The 15871-nt window shown below is 63.1% G+C and carries 16 protein-coding genes; 9 read left to right on the top strand and 7 right to left on the bottom strand.

The annotated features are described in order from the left end of the window. The first annotated feature begins 3 nt into the window (after positions 1-3). The 7 genes from AB4Z15_RS03115 to AB4Z15_RS03085 are packed head-to-tail and all read left to right on the top strand — an operon-like array spanning position 4 to position 6731. Entirely contained in the window at positions 4-342 is a 339-nt protein-coding gene (locus AB4Z15_RS03115) for a hypothetical protein (protein WP_442016016.1), read from the top strand. Positions 343-355: 13 nt separating this feature from the next. Next, positions 356-790 carry a GPW/gp25 family protein gene (locus tag AB4Z15_RS03110; RefSeq protein ID WP_442016015.1) on the top strand — a complete coding sequence of 145 codons (435 nt, stop codon included), beginning with the start codon at positions 356-358 and terminating at the stop codon, positions 788-790. Beyond that, the gene (locus tag AB4Z15_RS03105; RefSeq protein ID WP_442016014.1) at positions 787-3408 is read left to right on the top strand and encodes a baseplate J/gp47 family protein; all 2622 of its coding nucleotides are present in this window, start codon (positions 787-789) and stop codon (positions 3406-3408) included. Before AB4Z15_RS03110 ends, AB4Z15_RS03105 begins: the two co-directional genes overlap by 4 nt. Further along, positions 3395-3985 carry a hypothetical protein gene (locus AB4Z15_RS03100; RefSeq protein WP_442016013.1) on the top strand — a complete coding sequence of 197 codons (591 nt, stop codon included), beginning with the start codon at positions 3395-3397 and terminating at the stop codon, positions 3983-3985. Before AB4Z15_RS03105 ends, AB4Z15_RS03100 begins: the two co-directional genes overlap by 14 nt. A gap of 6 nt (positions 3986-3991) precedes the next feature. Then, complete coding sequence (locus tag AB4Z15_RS03095) at positions 3992-4468, top strand: hypothetical protein (protein WP_442016012.1); 477 nt, start codon at positions 3992-3994, stop codon at positions 4466-4468. A gap of 54 nt (positions 4469-4522) precedes the next feature. Further along, on the top strand, positions 4523-5452 hold the full coding sequence (locus AB4Z15_RS03090) for a PASTA domain-containing protein (protein ID WP_442016011.1): 930 nt from the start codon (positions 4523-4525) through the stop codon (positions 5450-5452). A gap of 52 nt (positions 5453-5504) precedes the next feature. Continuing rightward, positions 5505-6731: a pyridoxal phosphate-dependent aminotransferase gene (locus tag AB4Z15_RS03085; protein WP_442016191.1), complete on the top strand. Its 1227-nt coding sequence runs from the start codon at positions 5505-5507 to the stop codon at positions 6729-6731. Between the two features lie 77 nt (positions 6732-6808). Here AB4Z15_RS03085 and AB4Z15_RS03080 read toward each other — a convergent pair whose 3' ends face one another. The 3 genes from AB4Z15_RS03080 to AB4Z15_RS03070 are packed head-to-tail and all read right to left on the bottom strand — an operon-like array spanning position 6809 to position 9506. Beyond that, on the bottom strand, positions 6809-7846 hold the full coding sequence (locus AB4Z15_RS03080; RefSeq protein WP_442016010.1) for an alcohol dehydrogenase catalytic domain-containing protein: 1038 nt from the start codon (positions 7844-7846) through the stop codon (positions 6809-6811). 45 nt (positions 7847-7891) lie between these two features. Beyond that, positions 7892-8944, bottom strand: coding sequence for a CU044_5270 family protein (locus tag AB4Z15_RS03075; RefSeq protein WP_442016009.1), 1053 nt, complete (start codon positions 8942-8944; stop codon positions 7892-7894). Then, positions 8910-9506: an RNA polymerase sigma factor gene (locus AB4Z15_RS03070; protein WP_442016008.1), complete on the bottom strand. Its 597-nt coding sequence runs from the start codon at positions 9504-9506 to the stop codon at positions 8910-8912. Before AB4Z15_RS03070 ends, AB4Z15_RS03075 begins: the two co-directional genes overlap by 35 nt. 187 nt (positions 9507-9693) lie before the next feature. On the opposite strand from AB4Z15_RS03070, the gene AB4Z15_RS03065 reads away from it, so the two are divergent. Both AB4Z15_RS03065 and AB4Z15_RS03060 read left to right on the top strand, forming a co-directional pair. Beyond that, entirely contained in the window at positions 9694-10152 is a 459-nt protein-coding gene (locus AB4Z15_RS03065) for a carboxymuconolactone decarboxylase family protein (protein ID WP_442016007.1), read from the top strand. A gap of 17 nt (positions 10153-10169) precedes the next feature. Then, positions 10170-11063, top strand: a complete 894-nt coding sequence (locus AB4Z15_RS03060; protein ID WP_442016006.1) for a sigma-70 family RNA polymerase sigma factor — start codon at positions 10170-10172, stop codon at positions 11061-11063. Positions 11064-11157: 94 nt separating this feature from the next. Here the strand turns inward: AB4Z15_RS03060 and AB4Z15_RS03055 are convergent, their stop codons facing one another. The 4 genes from AB4Z15_RS03055 to AB4Z15_RS03040 all read right to left on the bottom strand — a co-directional run bounded on the left by AB4Z15_RS03055 (position 11158) and on the right by AB4Z15_RS03040 (position 15864). Next, positions 11158-11970, bottom strand: coding sequence for a hypothetical protein (locus AB4Z15_RS03055; RefSeq protein ID WP_442016005.1), 813 nt, complete (start codon positions 11968-11970; stop codon positions 11158-11160). Then, positions 11945-13240, bottom strand: a complete 1296-nt coding sequence (locus AB4Z15_RS03050) for an APC family permease (protein WP_442016004.1) — start codon at positions 13238-13240, stop codon at positions 11945-11947. The genes AB4Z15_RS03055 and AB4Z15_RS03050 overlap by 26 nt, the downstream gene beginning before the upstream one ends. Before the next feature lie 175 nt (positions 13241-13415). After that, the gene (locus AB4Z15_RS03045; protein WP_442016190.1) at positions 13416-13859 is read right to left on the bottom strand and encodes a hypothetical protein; all 444 of its coding nucleotides are present in this window, start codon (positions 13857-13859) and stop codon (positions 13416-13418) included. Positions 13860-13875: 16 nt separating this feature from the next. Beyond that, a complete protein-coding gene (locus AB4Z15_RS03040; RefSeq protein WP_442016003.1) occupies positions 13876-15864 on the bottom strand; it encodes a primary-amine oxidase in 1989 nt (662 codons plus the stop codon). Between the last annotated feature and the right edge of the window lie 7 nt (positions 15865-15871).

Genomic DNA, 15871 nt, shown 5'->3' with positions numbered 1-15871 from the left:
GCCATGAGGATTCTGGTCGAGGAGGCCATCCTGCGCTGCGGGCACGACGGCAAAGTCAAGACCGTGCCATCGCAGGAGTGGGTCCGTGTCAAAGGATCGCCGGTGCTCGTGGACAACGATCCCCAGGGCAGGGATATCAGCATGTGCCCGAATGTTGGCATCAACATCAAACCGTGCAATAAGACGCTGCCGGTCACCAAGGGCTATTCCACCTTCATCAGGATCGGGGGCAAGGCCGTCTGCCTGGACACTGTGGAGGGCTTCACGGACGGCACACCCCCGGGCGGCGTGAAGTACAACGTGCGCCGGCCTGGGCAAACGTTCGTGGGGTCGGGTTCATGAAAAGGGGACAGTCATGAGCGCGCCACGCTACACATCGATCGCTTTCGTCCATCCGGATTTCGACGCCAGCGCCGGCGTCCCCGGTCTGCGCATCACTCCGGCAGGGAGGCTGGCGACTGTTACGGACGCAGCCTCCATCCGCCAGGCCCTCCTCCTCCTGCTAAGCACCAGGCCCGGCGAGCGCGTGAACCGCCCGACGTACGGCTGCCACTTGTTCCGTTTGGCATTCGCGCCGGCTGACGACACCACCGCCGGGCTCGCCATCCACTATGTGGCCCGCGCGGTGGAACAGTGGGAGCGGCGCATCACCGTCCTTTCCTTGGACGCGTCACGGTCCCAGGAGGACCCCGAAGTTCTCGAGGTCCGGCTGAAATACCGTGTCCGTACTACCCAGCTTGAGGATGAGATTGCCATCGCCTTGCCCGTGGAATCCGGAGGTGCACTATGAGTATTCCCGTGCCCAACCTGGACGATCGCAGCTTCGCGGAGCTCGTGGCCGGCGCCCGCGAACGCATCCAGCAAATCGCCCCTGAGTGGACTGACCTCTCGGTCCACGATCCCGGCATCACCATCGTGGAGGCCTTCGCCTACCTCACGGACACGCTCATGTACCGGCTGAACCGCGTGCCGGACAAGCTTTACGCCGTCTACCTGAACCTCCTGGGCACGTCGCTGTACCCGCCGAGCAGCGCCGAAACGATGCTGGAATTCAGCCGCTCAAGTGTGGGCGATCAGGAGATCCGGATCCCCCGCGGCACGCAGGTCAGCTGCCCACCAGGTATTCCTGGTTCATCCCAGCCGGTATTTACGACGACGGCGGCAGCCACTTTGGCTCCCGGCATGAGCAGCGTCCTGGTCCCCGCAGCCGATGTCACCATGTACGACGCCGTACCGATTGGTACCGGGACTGGAAGACCAGGCCAGAGCTTCGTGATCCCGAACGCGCCGATCGTCTCGGGCGCAGGGCTGGCGGTCGCCGTCGAGGTTCCGGCCGGGACGCGGCTAAGCAGTGGTGAGGCAGTGCTCGTAGACGGAAAGCCGTTCCGGTACTGCAAGGAAGTGGAGGCGTTCGCCGACGCAAGGCCGGGTGAGATGCCGGTGCGGATCGACCGAAGTGCCGGCGTCGCAATGTTCGCTTGGTGGGACGAAGAGTCCAGGGCGCGGACGGAAAGTGGTCAAGGGCCATTAGTGCCGGGGGCAGGTGCCGAAGTTCGCGCTTGGTATCGCAGCGGTGGCGGTTCGGGAGGTAACGTTGCCGCGGGTCAGCTCACGGTGCTACGTTCCCCTGTTCCGGGAGCCAAGGTCACTAATCCAGAGCCGGCAACGGGCGGCCGCGATGGCGAGTCCTTGGAGAACGCCCTCCGGCGCGCGCCTCAGGATTTCCAAGCCCGCGACCGTGCAGTTACTGTCCGGGACTACGAAGTGCTGGCGCGTCGGCACGGCGGTGTGGGCCGTGCGCGGGCTTTCACGCGCAAGGATCTGTGGGCGTTTGCCCTGCCGGGGGAAGTGGAAATTGTGCTGGTGCCGTTCGTTCCTGGCGGCAGAGCAGGGGCTGCCGAACCATTAGGCGCAGCGGACCTTATGTCACACGCACGCGACGAAGTGCGGCTTGAAGTGGAACAATATCTCCGCAGGCGGTCCACGGTTGGCGCCGAGCCTGTAGTGCGCTGGGGCCTCTACAAACAGGTGCTGGTGGATGCGCGGATCGTTGTTCGTCCCGATGAGGATGCCGACGCCGTGAAGTCCAGGATCGTGGGCCGCCTGTCTGACGGGATCAGTCCGCTGAGCCCGGATTCGTCCAGTTACGGATCCGGCTTTGGGAAGCCACTGCGTGTCTCCAACCTGTACCGCGCCATGGAGGAGGCCGAGCCTGGCGTTCAGTATGTAGACCGGGTCAGGCTGGAAGTGGACAAAGTTCCGGACAGTGATGCCGTGTCCTTGGTACAGGCTGAAGGCCAGGACAGAACGTGGTTCGTGGCCCAGGGCGGCACGCTGTTCCGCACCACCAACGCCGCTGACGGCTGGGAAGCCTGTGCGGATTTTGGAGATGCCTCCGACGGCGACCAGACCGAAGAAACCGTCCGTGCCATCGCTCCGTTTCGTTCCCCCGCAGCCGGCCGGGTGGGTCCAGAGCGGCACCCAGGCATGGTGGCTGTCAACACGGTGACGGGCACGGGGTCCCGCATTTATATCAGCGAGGACCTCGGCGAATCCTGGCGCAAAGCAGCCGAACTGGGGTTCGTCGTCGCCGATTTGTGTTGGGTGGACCGCCAGGGTGAGCCGTTGTTGTTGCTGGCAGGCGAGCGCGGCCTCTACGAACTTCCGATGAGCCAAGGTGCCATTCCCGTGCAGAACGTAGTAGACACGTCCCAGCCGGATCGTGGTTTTTACGCCGTGGACGCCTTGGTGGACGTCCGCGGGCGAACAGGTGTTGTGGTGGCCGCCGAGGCCTCGGCCGGCGTCTGGCTCTCTCCCGACGCCGGTACCGCCGACAGCTTCAAGCAGGTCAAGGCCTCCGGCGAGGACATCCGTTGCATGACCATCCAGTACGACGGCGGTGCGAGCTATGTGTGGCTCGGCCGGGCAGTGCCGGAAGGGACCGGGACGGGATGCCTGCGGCTGAAGATCGACGAGTTGGGCCGCACGGATTTTGATGAGTCCTTCATGAATTCGTGGGAGGAGTTCAGCACTGGCTGGACCGGGGGCAGTTGCTGGGGTGTCCACGTGATGGGTAACGCTGCCTACGCCGCTACCCAGAGCGGCGGGGTGTTGCGGCTGCAGCTGGGTCAGGCGTCGGCGCAGTGGAGCGTGCCGGACGTTAACTGCAATTTGCCGCTGAGGGACCGCACCCGGTTCGAGCCTGTCCGTTCGGTGTCCGGTGCGATCCTTGACGGCAAGCCTCTGGTCCTGGCTGCCGGTCCCAAAGGCGTTTATCGCAGCACAGACAACGCCGTTCTATGGGAAAGCTGCACCCGGCGCCTGGTGGACGACGTTGTGACGCTGCCCGACACCTGGCTGTTCTGCTCCGGCGACCACAGGATCGAGGTGGTCCATGGCAATGGCTGAGTCCATGGGGCCCTCGGAGTCCAAACTGCTGACGGTCCTGCCGGAAGTGTTCCAGGTGGCCGCCGATACCAGCTCTCCCCTGCAGGCGCTTCTTGCCGTGGCCGAGGATATGCATGGGCCCGTACGGCAGGTCTTGGACCGCATCCATACCGTTCCCGATCCTGGCCGCGCGCCGTCGTCGTTGATTCCCTTTCTCTCGCGCTGGGTAGATCTGGACTGGTTGACGCTTCCCGGCCCGGAGGGCGGCGCTGGATCCGGTGGTACAGGGCCCGGTGGTACAGGGCCCGGCAGCCTGCCCGCGACCGGCGCCATTCCCATATCCCGACAGCGAGACCTCATCGCAGCCGCCGCGCAGCTCTCTGCACGCCGCGGCACAGTGGACGGGCTCACCCGCTTCCTGCACCTTGCCACGGGGGTGCCGGGGTTCGACGTCGAATCCGTCCCCGGCGCGTTCCATATCAAGGTGCTGGTTCCTGCGGAAGCGGGTGGGCAGCTGGAGTTGATCCGGCGGATCGTCAAAGGCATGAAGCCTGCGCACGTGACGGATGAGCTTGAGGTGCGGGCAGATGAACGGTGACCAAGCATGAATAAGGAGAACCGCACGCCGATTCTTGTGGTGATTGCCTGCGGGGTCATCGCGCTGTTAGTGCTGGTGTTCGGCGTCAGTTGTGGCGGCGGGAACAACGATGCGGCACGGGACTGGCAGGGCGGTTTCTCCAACGCAGCCGCGGGCGCGCAACTCACCTCAGCGGACCTGTCTGCCCAAGGCGGTTCGTGTTCAGCGTCGGATACACAGTTGGTGGTTACGGGTGCGTGTGTGTTCGAGGTGAAGGAATTCGGTGGGGGCCTGTTCTATTTCGGACCTCCCACCAAGCGGGCAAGGCTGGCACCCCAGCAGGCGGTCACAGTCTCGCTGTTGGTGCAGGGCACGCGGGCTGAGCAGAATTCAGGTCCAGGGAAGACCGTGGACCTGACCTTCGGCACCTCGGGGGGACAGTTGGGAATCGTTTGTCCCGGCCTGGGGCCTTGTGTGTTGCTGATCCAGGAGCCCGGAGGCTGAGATGTGCTGCTGTGCCCCGAAACTACAAACCGCGATCCCAGGAGTTGTTGTGCCATGACTGCCATCACCATGACGTTGAGCTCCCCGGATGTGGTCCTTAAAGAAGGGAAGGGATCGCTGACAGCATCCGTCACCAACGGCTCCGCTGAAGCCGAGCGAGTGGTGCTCGGCGCCTTCCCCGGGCAGGTGACCAATCCGCCGTCGAAAACGTACACCACCATCCCCAACCCGTTGCGGACCATCGCCGCGGGGGCCACCGAACAGTATGTGGTCAATTTCGACACCGACGGGGCTTCCGCGGGCAGCTACCCGGTGAAGTTGATCGCCTACTCTGCCGACGACGCACCCGAGGACTACGCGGACCAGGCGCATGTGGTCACGCTGACTGTTCCGGCGGCCGAGCAGCCGAAGCCCAAGCCAGGATTCCCGTGGTTGTGGGTGATCATCGGGGGTGTGGTGCTGCTGGCGGTTATCGGCGTGATCCTGTACTTCATGTTCAAGGACGCCAACGTTCCGGACGTGAAAACCAAACCGCAGGCTGAAGCGGTCAAGATCGTGACGGACGCCGGTTTCAAAGCGGCTACGACGGAAATCGAGAGCGCCTCGCCTGAAGGAACGGTAGTCAACCAGAGTCCCGCGGGCGGCGAGAAGGTAGGGCGCGGCAGCACGGTCAACCTGGAAATTGCCGTGCCCGTGAAGGCCACCGTGCCCAGTGTCCTGGGGTCACGGATCGAAACCGCCCGCAATGCCTTCCAGACCGCACAACTGCAATTGGACTTCACCCAGGGCTCCGCCTGCCAAAGCTCGCCTCCCCTCTCCCTGATGAGGTGCGTAGTGGTGGGCGTCAATCCCGACGTCGGCACGAAAGTTAACGTCAACGCACTCGTTTTGGTGCGAACCGAGTTGAGGTCGAGCATCATCCTTGATCCGGTAAACATCTGCCTGAGCAACCCCCAACTCTGCGAGGTGCGGCTGAACCCGTGACTATTTCCGGACACGTTTGCCTGCCTGGGCAGCTGCCATGAAAAGATCAACCATGCGTCCCATGCAGCACTCCAGCAAACTCCAGAATGTCCGCTACGAACTCCGTGGTCCCATCCTCCAGGCCGCCAAGGCCATGGAAGCCGAGGGACACCGCATCCTCAAGATGAACCTTGGGGACACGGCGCCGTTCGGGTTGGAAGCGCCGGAGTCAGTGGTGGTGGACATGATCCACCACATCCGTGGGGCTCAGGGCTACAGCGATTCCAAGGGCATATTCTCCGCCCGGACCGCGATCTCGCAGTACTACCAAACGCGAGGACTGATGACGATCGGCGTCGAGGATGTCTTCATAGGCAACGGCGTCAGCGAACTCATTTCCATGACCCTGCAGGCGTTCATGGAAAACGGTGACGAGATCCTCGTCCCGGCTCCCGACTATCCGCTCTGGACCGCGACCGTGACACTCACGGGTGGCAAAGCCGTGCACTACCTCTGCGATGAGGACGAGAACTGGTGGCCGGACATGTCCGACGTCGAAGCGAAAATCACCCCGCGCACACGGGGCATCGTGATCATCAACCCGAACAATCCAACGGGTGCCGTCTACCCCCGGCACATCCTTGAGCAGTTCGCAGCGCTCGCGCGGAAGCACGATCTTGTCCTGTTCTCCGATGAGATTTACGAGAAGATCCGCTACGTCGACGCACCGCACATTCATACCGCGTCCGTGGCAGACGACATCCCGGTTCTGACGTTCAGTGGACTTTCCAAGGCCTACCGCATGCCCGGCTACCGTGCAGGCTGGGTTGCCGTGACAGGACCATTGACCGCAACGGCTGCCTATCGGGAATCCTTGGAACTGCTGGCCTCATTGCGGTTGTGCTCCAACGTTCCCGCCCAGCACGCCATCCAGACCTGCCTGGGTGGATACCAGAGCATCGAGGCACTCATCCGTCCCGGCGGGCGCCTTCGTGAGCAACGGGATCTGGCGTTGAAATTGTTGACGGCAATCCCAGGCGTTTCGTGTGTTCCCGCGGCCGGCGCAATGTACCTGTTCCCGCGGTTGGACCCTGAGATCTACCCCATCGAGAGCGACGAGAAGTTCGTCCTCCAACTCCTGCAGGAGCAGAAGATTCTCGTCTCGCATGGAACGGCCTTCAACTGGCCCACGCCGGACCACTTCCGCTTCGTGATCCTGCCGACCGTCGAGGACATCGAGGAAGCCGTGCGGAGGATCGAACACTTCCTCGCCGCGTACCGGAACCGCCCGGCGGACTAACCCAAGTAGGTCGCATTTGTGCGCGTTTTGAGCCGTCAAAACGCGCACAAATGCGACCTACTTGGGGTGCCAGGCAGTTAGCGCGCAGGGTCGACCATGGTCATCCCGGCCACGGTCGCTGTCTCGAAGGTTGGCAACAATAACGCTGCTTCTTCCAGGCCGATGGTGCGTTCAATCAGCAGCTGCGGCTGAAGCGCACCCTGCTCGATGAGCGCCATCATGCCTGGGTAATCAACTGCGGCCATGCCATGGCTGCCGAGAAGATCGAGCTCCCACCCGATAACCCTGGCCATGGGAACCTGCGGGTTTCCGTTGATGGCTGGCAGCAGACCGATCTGGACATGCCGGCCCCGCCTGCGAAGGCTGAGGATTGCGTCGGCGCAGGTCTGTTCACTTCCGACAGCGTCCACCGCCACGTGGCTGCCCCCGCCGGAGAGGACGTTGACTGCGGCGGGGATGTCCGTGCCGTCGGCGAGCACCGTGTGATCCGCACCCAAACGTGCAGCCACAGCCAGTGCCTCCGGGTTCCGGTCCACGGCGATGACCCTGGCGCCCATGGCTTTGGCAATCATCACAGCGCTCAGCCCGACGCCTCCGGCACCTACAACTGTCACCCACTCACCGGCTTTCACCTGCGCACGGGCTGCCAACACGCGGTATGCCGTTGCGAAGCGGCAGCCGAGGCTTGCCGCCGTCGTAAATTCGACGCTTTCCGGGAGGGCAACCAGGTTGCTGTCGGCAGCGTGCAGGGCCACGTATTCGGCGAACGATCCCCAATGGGTGAAGCCGGGTTGCTGCTGGTCCGGGCAAACCTGTGCCTCACCCGCCAGGCACCACTCACATTTGCCGCATCCGCAGACGAACGGAACAGTTACCCGGTCCCCGGTTTTCCAGCCGTGGACACCTTCGCCCACTGCTGCAATGACGCCGGCGAGCTCGTGGCCGGGCACGTGGGGAAAAGCGATGTCGTCGTGTCCAGCCCAGGCGTGCCAGTCGCTGCGGCACATGCCCGTGGCCTCGACCTTCACCACCACTCCACCAGCCGGTGCCTCAGGCATGGTTACTTCCCGCACTTCAGGCTGGGCCCGGACGTCATCAAATATCACTGCTCGCACGCACCGACTCTAACAAGGTCCTGGCATGCTTCGCGGCGCGACAGCTTAGGGCGCCGAGTCCACCACCGAGGTCCTCAGCGAGGTCCACGTCGTGACGGTCCCCGCGGGATATCCGGGATAATCCTTGATCAGCACGGACTGTCCCCCGATGACCACACCCGAGGCGGGATCGATGACGATGTTCGATCCCGTCACTCCGTCTGATGATGCGATACCAATGGCGATGCCTGTGCGGCCGTCGATCATTGCGTGCCTGTCAGTCACCGTAACGCCGGGAATCAGAGCAGCTGCCTTGTAGAGCGCAGCGCGGAGGTCAGCCGGAACGACTCCTGTCCGCAGGCCGTCAGCGATTGCCGTGAAAGCCTCACTGTCGGGAGACTTCCCGGTGCCCTTGGTGCGTTCGTAGATCAAGTCCAGCAGAGCCCGTGGATCCCTGGGTAGACTCGCGGCCTCCCTTAACGGCGTACCAACGATGACGGTCGGCTCATTCCCATGGAAGACACCTCCCGGGGAGCGCAGAATCCCGACGAACTCAGGTTGCCCATCCGACTCGGCTTCCTGAGCCTTACGGACCTCGTCTGGCAGAGCCTTGGCTTCCTCGCTCGGCGAGTCCAAAATCAGGCGAGGTTCCCGGTTCCAGACCCATACATCTGCCCTGTCGGCTGGCACGTACATCTGACTGCTTGTGGTCTCTTCCCATCTCACGTCACTTACATCGGCAGCCTGCCCGCCCGTTCCAAAGACCGACTTCGTTGCGATCTTCAGATACTGGCCGGGCCCCACCACGGGGTCGGACGTTTGAATGGCTGCAGCAGCGGCGTTGTTCAGCACCTCGGCTGCCTCTGCTGTGGTTCCCGGACCGCCGGATCTGACGACATCGGCAATGACGATACCGCCGACCAACAGGGCGGCAGCGGCAGAAGCCAAAAGAGCACGTCGCCCGAATCGGATGGGCGTAACTGTCGTTTTACGTTGAGGTGTTGAGGTGCCGGACGCTTGCACTTTGGCCATGACCTTCTCCCTGCCGCGGGCCAACGTGGCAGATGGTGCGGAGCCGACGTCGCTACGCATCTCGCGGAGCAGCTGCAGTTCGTCCATGGTGGTTCTCCGTTTCGGTAAGTCTTTCGAGGCTGAACTGGGTTCGAAGTATTTGGCGAGCACGGTTCAAGCGGGAACGAACCGTCCCCACCGGCACGCTCATGGCCTGGGCTATGCCTTCGTAGGTCAGATCGGCCCATGCGTAGAGCAGCAGCGTTTCCCTGTCTATGGCTGCCATGTTCCGGAGGGACTGGGCAATTCGACCGATGGCGACCTTGGCGTCGACCTCTGCGGCGATCCGGTCTGAATCGTCGGCCGCTGCTTCGCGCGTGGCGGACCTGGCGGCCGTCTTGAGAACTTTTGCTTCAGCTCGGTGATGCTGTCGAAGCAAATTAGTAGCGATTCCGAACAACCATGGCCGGGCATCGTCCCGGCCCGTGTCGTAGGTTTCCAGATGCTCCCAAGCGACCAGGAAGGTTTCCGAGGTGACGTCGTCCGCGGCGAATTCCCCGGCCCTTCTGGCCGCATACCTGTAAATGGCTGAGGCATGCCGATCGTACAGCTCCCCGAAAACTGCGGGGCTGTCCCGGGACCGCCTAATGATGTCGCTGTCTGTGCTCACACTATGTATTGACCCCCCGCCGCAAAAGAGTTCACGCAGCAGCCCTTCTTCCTCCCCTGGACCTCGACGTCAGACTATCCGTCCTTCGTGATCTCATCCGGGACCGCGGCCTTGCTCAAACTGTCACACTTCCATCCCCGCTTACGACATCCCTGATGTAAGGCACCACCACGGAAGGGAAAACAGCATGACCCGCATCAATATCGGCCACAGCAACAAACTCGGCTATGCCGCTGTCATCGGGCTGGAAGGCTACGCCCGCAAGTCGGTGGATCCCGACTTGTACGAGCTCATCAAGCTCCGCGCCTCCATCCTTAACGGCTGCGGTTTCTGCGTGGACATGCACGCGACTGACGGCCAGAAGCGCGGCATCCCGGAACGAAAGCTGCATGCTGTCGCCGCCTGGCAACACTCCAAAGTGTTCTTCGATGCCCGCGAGCAGGCCGTACTCGCCTTGACCGACGCAATAACCCAGTTGGGACCGGACACAGTTACCGATGAGATCTGGAATGCGGCTGCCACCCATTTCGACGACAGCCAGATGGGAGGCTTGGTCCTGGCCATCTCCACGATCAATGTGTGGAACAGGATCGCCATCAGCACGCAGATGGAGCCGCCGGTGGATGAGAAGAACCCGATCGTCTGAGGGGTAGCGTGGAGGGCATGAGTCTTGCGGTATCGGCCACGGCCGCGTGGCAGAGCGAACGGAATCGTTTGCTGGGAATCGCCTACCGGATGTTGGGAGATTTCGGCCATGCCGAGGACGTCGTCTCCGAGGTTGCCATCGATGCCGTTCGGCAGGAGCGCAAGGCCGATGGCCACCGTGTGGAATCCTGGCCAGCGTGGCTAACCACAGTGTGCGTGCGGCGCTCCGTTGACCGGGTGCGCCAACTCGCCGCTGTGCGCGAGGACTACACCGGGCCTTGGTTGCCGGAGCCGGTAGACACCTCGAGGCTTCCGGAGGAAACCGTGGCCAACCGTGAGCTGCTGTCCTTGACTTTGCTTCATTTGGCTGAGCAACTGGCTCCGGAGGCGAGGGCCGCACTGGTGCTCCACCGAGCTTTTGGGATGTCCGCGCCGGAAATCGCGGACATCCTGGAAAAGACCCCTGCGGCCGTACGCCAAATGATTTCCAGGGCTGAGCGCCGCTTGGACATCGACCCGGACGCTCCCGCTCCCAGGACCAAGGATCGCGCGGCCTTGGAGAAGCTGGTTCGCGCCATCGAACAGGGTGACATTGACACAGTAGTGGCGATGCTCGATCGGGATGCTGTCCTCTGGGCCGACGGCGGAGGCAAGGTCAAGAGCGCGATGAACCCGGTGTTCGGAGCGGAGCGGATCGGGCGGTTCTTCGCGGGCATCCTCGGCAAAGCAGTCGCCTTCGATCCCGTACGGTCCGTCACCGCTGATCTCATCGCTGTGAACGGGGAACCAGCGCTGGTACTCCGGCACTCGGGTCGCGCCGACGTCTTGGTGCTCGACGGCGGCCCTGACGGCACCATCCGCGGGCTGCGGCAGATCTCGAATCCGGACAAGTTGACCCGGCTTTCGATGTGAGTTGGCTCGAAGTAGCGGGAAAGCTGCTCGTTCGCACGGAAACTTCCATGCGAATTGGCAAGATTCCCGCGAAGTCACCGGACGGGTGGCAAAGCTAGTCTCCCGCCGAACCACTCACACGCAGGGCATTGATGATCGCCGGAATGGACGCAATCAGCATAATCAGCGCCCACACGAGCGCCACCACCACGGTGATCAACGCCCAGAACTGATCTCCAATGGACACCAGCGGACCTGGCAGGAACCCGTGGATCACTCCAAGGATCACCTGAAGCAGCACGGACACCGCCAGCAGCACCACCAGCCCTGTGACTTTGAGGAACTTCGGCTGGCTGAGAATCAGCAACACCGCGAACACGATTTTCAGGACCAACAGCAAACCCAGGATTGCCGCCGCCTGCCCTTTCGGAAAGCTCCCCCACAGGGCCAGGTACGCGATGGTTCCAAACGGGGTGGCCACGAACAACCCGATCATCAGGAACAACTTCGCCAAGGCCAACATTGCGGTGAGGAACGCCGCGATAACCCAGAGCAGCGTCACGATGAACGTTGTGAGGCCTTGGATCCGGCCATATGTTCGCAGATCGATGATCAGACTTAGCCCCAGCATGACCACCGTGAACAACAGCAAGCCATCGAGGAATGCGAGGAATCCAATGCCCGCGCCCGGCGGTTCGGCATCGGCTCGCTGCGTCTTGAGGAAGACATCCAGCGGAACGCCAAGGTTGTTGGCATCGCTTGCGGAGACGGGGTCGACGGCGGTCTGCCCCAGCAGGAGCGACATACCCACCTCGGCCAGGACTACCAGGGCAAAGACAACCACCGCGGCAATGAAGACGGGGCGGCGCAGGGCATCAGGGTCAGGCCCGCTGCGGAACCCCTCACGAATTGACCACGCTGCGGCCATGGCTCAATTGTGGCACCGGGGGCTTCAAATACAAGCGGCCCACCAACAATGCCGCAGCACCCAGCATGGCCGGCACCAGCAGCGCCCAGCCGCTGAAGAGCAACACCACGAGCATCACGACGGCGGCTACGATCACGCCGTACCAGGCCGCGGTTCCGCGGGGCAACAGGAGTACCCCGGCGGCCAGACCAAAAGCGGTGACGGCGGTGAAGCACGCCGAGGCGGCGCCGATCTGGTATTCCATGCTGAGGAACCCCACAGCTGCGAGGGCAAAGGAAAGTGACGTCATGACAGCGAGTGCCGCCAGGCTCACGGAAGGCACCTCCCCGGCACCCACGCCACGTGCCAAGGGTCGCGGCAGCACGCCGTCGGACGCCAACCTGGCGCCAAGCTTGCTGGCCCCGGCCACGAACGTATTGAGTGGTCCGAACGTCAACACGGCTGCCGCAACAGCCGTCACGGGAGCCGCCGCCGGTCCCAGTCCTTTCGCCAGCAGTTCGGCCACCGGGACGCTGCTGCCCGCGAGTCCTGGACCAAGGACGGCGACGCATGCCGCCACCAATCCGATGTAAACAACGCCGACGACGACGAGCGTCAGCCAAGTGGCCCGCTTCAGGTCGCGTTCGGGGTGGCGGAACTCCCCGGCCAGATGCGTTACGGCCTCCCACCCGGCGAAACAGAAGAAGAGCAGGCTCGCTGCACCGCCCACTGCCCAGTAGCCATTCGGGGCGAAGGGCACGAAGTTTTCTACCTTGGCGGAGGGCGCTGCCACGGCTACGGCCAGTGCCAGCAACGCCACGAGCAACACCATGAGGAGGAGTTGGAGTTTGCTCGAGACGCGGATCCCCACCGCGTTGCTCAGGAAACCTGCCGCAAGGATCAGCCCCGCCGCGATCAGGGCCGTTTCACGCCCACCGCCCATGGCGTGCGCGATGTACTCCCCGCCGATCACCGCGGTGGCGGGCGCCCCGAACGGGATGGCGAAGTAGAAGAGGTAGCCGGCCACAACCGAGGCTCGCTGCCCGAAAGCGCGGGTCACGAACGTGGCGATCCCACCGGCGTCGGGCTGTTGCCTGGACATTTCAGCAAAACTGAACGCCACCGGGGTGCAGAAGACCAACAGCAACGCCCACGCTAATAACGACGCCGGTCCGGCAACTTGGGCGGCGATGGCCGGCAGGACCAGCACACCCGAGCCCAGAATGGCACCTACATAAATCCCCGTGGCCCTGAAGAGTCCAAGGCCCGAATTACTGACAGCTCTACTCACCCCTCTACTGAACAGTGTTCGGGGCAGGTGCAACAAGCGGGAAAACTGCCTGCTCGAGGCAATATCCTGCCGAATTCTTGCTGGGCGTTTTGCTTCCTGACCCTCTTTGGATTCTTTGGCGGGCACTGCGCAACTCAAGAGGGCTGATTACCGGCTTAGCTGGCGCCGAAGAAGGTCAGGAAGCAGCGGCCATTTGTACCCGACGCCGCAGCCGTGCCACCAAGGTAGCGGCGAGTAGCGCCGTCGTGATTTCCAGTCCGATCACCAGCAGCAACCCGGCAGCGCCGGAAGTATCAACAACGCTCGACGCCCGTCCCTCACCGTGCGCGTGTCCGGCACCTCCCGCTCCCAACAGCAAGACCGAATGAAGGGCAATCATTGCCACAGCGGAGACCGTCACCTGGTGAAGAGCTCCGACGCGGCTGTGGCGCCAGATGTGAAAGGTGCAGGGGATGCAGATTGCCGCCACAGCAATCATGAGGACGCCGAGCCATGCGTCGTGATGACCCCACGCCGCGACCCAAAGGTGGACCAGGCACGAGACAGCCGTGAGGGCTGCGCAGATCCGGGGATGGAGGACGGGCCCGGCTGACTGGACCCCTCCCGTCGTCGTGGTCATGTGCCCGGATGTCCGTTTAGTGGCAGGGTCCGTGCTCATGGTGGCTTTCGCCGTGTTCATCCGTAGCGGCGGTGGCCGGGCTGTGGCAGCTCGAACCTGAAGAGTTGGCGGGCACATCCAGTACGGGGCTGCGGTCGAAGAAGCCTTCGGGGCGCAGCTTGAAGCCGACTGTGTCCACGGGCATGATGGGCCAGTCCTCCACGCGAGGGAAGTGGGTGAGGCCGAAGGTGTGCCAAACGACGATGTCCTGGCCGTCGATGTCGCGATCTTGGGCAACGTAGGCCGGTAAGCCTGCTCCCCCGGAGTGCTGGTTCACGAAGTCGCCAGTGGGGTAGCGCTCCTCGTCGGAGTAACGCGTGACCCAGAGGTCCTTTGTGGCGAAAGCGGCGCGCTTTGCGATGGAGGAATCTGGATCGGCCAGCAGCGTGGGCTGGTTTTCGGCGTGGAGCTTGTAGCCAACCGGCTCGCCGAGTCGGTTCCGGGACTCGGGGTTGGAGATGATCCAGGTCCGGCCTGCACGCGCGTCCGCTTCCCGGACGGCTTCGGACTCTTTAGTGAGGAGCGTCCGCTTGCGGGAGAAGGCGTTGCCGCGCTCGTTGCCTGCACCCATCGCTTGACGGACTACGTCCTCTTCCTCCACCCGGTTGGTGAAACCGTCGACTGCCATGTCCAGCCGTGCGCTGAAGAGGTGCTGGTGGAATGGCGCGCCGAGTCCTGGAGCCAACTGCGAGATGTTGTCCGAGCCGCCCTCGGGGAAGGCGCTGGTGAACACGATGCCGGTGGCCTTGGCTTCAAATTCGATGGTTCCGTCGAGGTAGAGGTACCAATAAAAGCCGTAATCGTAGTTGCCGATGGTGGTGAAGAAGGAGATCACCAGGCGGCGGTTGCGTCGCGTGTAGTTGATCCCGGTCCAGAGGTCCGAGTGCTTGGAGAGGATGCCCCAGTCTTCCTCATGCATGCAGATGCCGTTCTGGATTTCCCGGGGGTTGCCGAAGGCGTCGCTGATGACGGGTCTGAGGTAGGTGATGTCCCCCAGGCAATCGCAACCGAGTTCCAGGGAGTTGGCGTACTGGCCCACCAGGTATTCGCCGGTGTCGAAGTAGTTCTGCCAGGAGCGGATAGGTGACGGATCGCCGTAGGGCACAACCATCTCGGCGATGGAGGCGCGATTGATGATGGGCCTAAGGCGGTCTCCATCCCTGAAGGCCAGGTTGTGGAGGACCACTCCTTCGCGCACATCGAAGCCGACGTCCACGCTCCACTTTTCCCATTCCACATGGTTGCCGCCGGTGACTGTGAAGCTCGGGCCTTCGGGTTGGGTGATGCTGATGGGCTTTTGAGTGGTCCGGAGCGGGCCCGTGAGTTCGGGATCGGTGTAGTTTCCGTGCTCTTCCGGAATCGGCATGACGCCAAGATCAATCACTTGGGTGACTTCCTTGTTGACCACATCCACATACGCCACCAGACCGTCCACCGGGTGCGCCCATGCGCTGTCCTCAGGGAAATCCTGCACAAATGCCAGGCCACGGAGGATACGGCGGCCCCTCTCGTCGTCGTACTCAAACACGCCGGCGGACAGCGGAGCGACGCGTACCTTGGCCACATCGAGGTTCCGTGCTGCCAGGGCGGCGAGCCACCGTTCATCCGTGGCAAGCAGCGTCTCAACAACCTCGAACTCTTCCTCCAGCACGGGAAGTTCGCCGGAGACTTTGGTGTCCAGTTCTGTTGCGGACAGGATCTCGCCGCGAGTCACGGACACCAGGACGTCCGTGGGAGCCCCGCCGGAGATGTCATGGATGAAAACCCGGAAACGGCGATCTTCTTTTTCTTGCCCACGGGACGGATCCACAAGGCCCAGGTAGGCGATCCGCTTGGTGTCTCCGAGGTGACCGGCGGCTTGCAGAACATGCTTCACCTCCGAAATTTCAGCGCCCTTGGCCAGGCGGTACTGGGTTTCCTCGACGGCGGCTGCGTCAGTTGCTGTCTGGGTTGCTGTGGGCGTCATGGCTGCC

The sequence above is a fragment of the Paenarthrobacter sp. 2TAF44 genome (assembly GCF_052114885.1).
Classification (GTDB): domain Bacteria; phylum Actinomycetota; class Actinomycetes; order Actinomycetales; family Micrococcaceae; genus Arthrobacter.
The sequence above is the reverse complement of the archived record's forward strand: the minus strand, read 5'-3'. Positions and strand labels throughout refer to the sequence as shown.

Coding starts and splice junctions, on each gene's coding strand:
- AB4Z15_RS03115 (WP_442016016.1), top strand. CDS start 4: ATGAGGATTCTGGTCGAGGAGGCCATCCTGCGCTGCGGGCACGACGGC.
- AB4Z15_RS03110 (WP_442016015.1), top strand. CDS start 356: ATGAGCGCGCCACGCTACACATCGATCGCTTTCGTCCATCCGGATTTC.
- AB4Z15_RS03105 (WP_442016014.1), top strand. CDS start 787: ATGAGTATTCCCGTGCCCAACCTGGACGATCGCAGCTTCGCGGAGCTC.
- AB4Z15_RS03100 (WP_442016013.1), top strand. CDS start 3,395: ATGGCAATGGCTGAGTCCATGGGGCCCTCGGAGTCCAAACTGCTGACG.
- AB4Z15_RS03095 (WP_442016012.1), top strand. CDS start 3,992: ATGAATAAGGAGAACCGCACGCCGATTCTTGTGGTGATTGCCTGCGGG.
- AB4Z15_RS03090 (WP_442016011.1), top strand. CDS start 4,523: ATGACTGCCATCACCATGACGTTGAGCTCCCCGGATGTGGTCCTTAAA.
- AB4Z15_RS03085 (WP_442016191.1), top strand. CDS start 5,505: ATGCGTCCCATGCAGCACTCCAGCAAACTCCAGAATGTCCGCTACGAA.
- AB4Z15_RS03075 (WP_442016009.1), bottom strand. CDS start 8,944: ATGGACGAACTGCAGCTGCTCCGCGAGATGCGTAGCGACGTCGGCTCC.
- AB4Z15_RS03065 (WP_442016007.1), top strand. CDS start 9,694: ATGACCCGCATCAATATCGGCCACAGCAACAAACTCGGCTATGCCGCT.
- AB4Z15_RS03060 (WP_442016006.1), top strand. CDS start 10,170: ATGAGTCTTGCGGTATCGGCCACGGCCGCGTGGCAGAGCGAACGGAAT.
- AB4Z15_RS03055 (WP_442016005.1), bottom strand. CDS start 11,970: ATGGCCGCAGCGTGGTCAATTCGTGAGGGGTTCCGCAGCGGGCCTGAC.
- AB4Z15_RS03045 (WP_442016190.1), bottom strand. CDS start 13,859: ATGACCACGACGACGGGAGGGGTCCAGTCAGCCGGGCCCGTCCTCCAT.
- AB4Z15_RS03040 (WP_442016003.1), bottom strand. CDS start 15,864: ATGACGCCCACAGCAACCCAGACAGCAACTGACGCAGCCGCCGTCGAG.